The organism is Moorena sp. SIO3I8 (assembly GCF_010692325.1).
Lineage (GTDB): Bacteria > Cyanobacteriota > Cyanobacteriia > Cyanobacteriales > Coleofasciculaceae > Moorena.
On sequence record NZ_JAAHHW010000274.1, the window covers coordinates 1 to 2403 of the forward strand.

A 2403-nucleotide genomic window follows, 5' to 3' on the forward strand; every position below is an offset into this window, starting at 1 on the left:
GAAGGTGCGATTCGTTGACTATAAACCTTACCCTACAAGGGTTTTGGGGGATTAGCCGCCTGGTCTCAGGAAACTGAACCTTGACAACTTGATAACCATGATGGTGAAAATCCATCCCTCGTGAAATCCGAGTGACAGCCCTACCCTGATTCATAAGAAATAACGAACTTACGGATTAATGCAAGGGTCGAACAGTGAAGCGGAACCAATCCAGGGGAAGTTAGTAACAGGCAGAGGACTCATGGGTACGAGAGAAAGGTACGTTTGAATCATCGTTAGAATTACGTGGCGAAATGGATTGACACGCCACAGACAAAAAGTCAATGGAACAGGATTAATTGGTTCTTCCCTCAATTAATGATTTCCCATAATATTCCCGGTGAAAAGTACCACCCTAAAAGTCCATAGAATGGTTATCAGGAACGAATTAACCCCGATATGTACTCTCAGAAAGGTCGAATATTCTGAGTAGGTAGTTAGCCGTATGTCGTACCGGGGGAAGATTGAGTCAGAAGCCAACGCCTAGGGTAATGCCTAGGATACGCTGACGGACTCACGTTGTAGGAAAAGAAATAGTTGTAAGTACCAATAGATATGTCTAAAACCCTGGGCTTCCAGACGGTGGAATGGAATAAAGTCAACTGGCGAAAGTTAGAAAAGACTCTATTTAAGTTGCAAAAGCGAATATTTCGAGCCTCTGAACGTGGTGATGTCCGCGCGATAAGAAAGCTGCAAAAAACTCTGATGAAATCCTGGACAGCAAAAATGATTGCGGTGCGTAGGGTTACACAGGAGAACAAGGGCAAAAAGACTGCCGGAATAGACGGGGTCAAACATCTTAACCAAAGAAGACGCCTCGCCTTAGTAGACTCACTCAAAATCTCCAAAAAGGCACAACCTACTCGTCGGGTCTGGATTCCCAAACCCGGAAGAAAGGAAAAACGCCCATTAGGAATCCCTACCATGTACGACCGCGCATTGCAGGCGCTAACCAAACAGGCATTAGAACCCGAATGGGAAGCGCGTTTTGAACCTAATTCATACGGATTCAGACCAGGACGCTCATGTCACGATGCCATTGAAGCAACATTTAAAAATATCAGCAGAAAACCCAAATGGGTACTAGATGCGGATATTGCCAAATGTTTCGATAAAATCAACCATGATGCACTTCTGAGTAAGTTAAATACTTACCCATCCATCAGACGCTTAATCAAGTCTTGGTTAAAAGCTGGTGTCATGGATAAAGGGATATTCTCTACTACAGAAAAGGGCACCCCACAAGGTGGAGTGATATCTCCTCTTTTGGCCAACATAGCCCTTCACGGAATGGAGGAACGGATTAAACAATTCGCAGAAACTATGAAAGGAAATAAATCCAAGAATAGGAGAGCATTAAGTCTAATCCGATACGCGGATGATTTTGTCATCATGCACAAAGACCAAACCGTGGTAGAAGAATGTCAAAAAATTATCAGCAAATGGTTGAATGACATGGGTTTGGAATTAAAACCAAACAAGACCAAGGTTACTCACACTTTTGACGGATTTGACTTCCTAGGATTCAATATTCGTCAATACAAAGTAGGTAAAAACCAGTCCAAACAAGGGTTTAAAACCATCATCAAACCGTCAAAAGAAAAAGTTCTAGAGCATTATAGGCAGCTCTCAAAAGTCATAGATAAATACAGAGCTGCCCCACAGGAGGCATTAATACGCCAACTGAAACCCATGATACGAGGATGGTGTAACTACTACAGTTCAGTCTGTAGTAAAGAAACCTTGGCCTATGGCCACGCTACGCGAACACTACCTTGGGACACCTGCTATGGAAAAAACTCGCCTTGATGGGGAAAAAGGAGACACCCCAAGAAATCAATAACCTGGGTAATCAAGAAATATTGGGGAACCATCGGAAAGGACAATTGGATGTTCATGACCGGGAAGGAAAACTACCTGCCCTTACATGCCTCGACCAAAATCCTACGGTATAAAAAGGTCAAAGACACTAAAAGCCCATATGATGGAGACCTAATTTACTGGAGCACCAGACTGAGTAAACACCCTCAAGCAACCAGTAGAAAGGTAAAACTTTTGAAAAGACAAAAAGGGAAATGTGCTCATTGTGGTCTCACCTTCAGGGATGGAGATTTGTTGGAAACGCACCATATAATACCGCGCGCACTGGATGGAAGTAACAAGGATGAAAATCTGGAATTACTACACCTTCATTGTCACGATTTTAAGCACGGAAACAAAGTCAACTCGAAACAGTTAGATGAGAATCCGTTCTAGAGGTACCAATGTCAGTGTGTTCCTATAATGAGGAGCCGTATGATGCGAAAGTGTCACGTACGGTTTTGAAGACGAGTTAATGGGGTGACCTATTGGCTTAGTTTAATT

3 protein-coding genes are annotated in these 2403 nt (G+C 43.1%); all 3 read left to right on the plus strand.

Going from position 1 to position 2403, the window contains the following annotated elements:
• Positions 1-594 precede the first annotated feature (594 nt).
• Genes ltrA through F6K51_RS38820 form a run of 3 tightly spaced genes read left to right on the plus strand, consistent with a single transcriptional unit; the run spans position 595 to position 2295 of the window.
• Positions 595-1848 (plus strand): group II intron reverse transcriptase/maturase, encoded by a 1254-nt coding sequence (ltrA, locus tag F6K51_RS36090; protein WP_364304462.1) that lies wholly within the window; start codon positions 595-597, stop codon positions 1846-1848.
• Complete coding sequence (locus F6K51_RS38815) at positions 1848-1994, plus strand: hypothetical protein (RefSeq protein WP_364304470.1); 147 nt, start codon at positions 1848-1850, stop codon at positions 1992-1994. The genes ltrA and F6K51_RS38815 overlap by 1 nt, the downstream gene beginning before the upstream one ends.
• Positions 1936-2295: an HNH endonuclease gene (locus F6K51_RS38820; protein ID WP_365940599.1), complete on the plus strand. Its 360-nt coding sequence runs from the start codon at positions 1936-1938 to the stop codon at positions 2293-2295. The genes F6K51_RS38815 and F6K51_RS38820 overlap by 59 nt, the downstream gene beginning before the upstream one ends.
• Positions 2296-2403 lie beyond the last annotated feature (108 nt).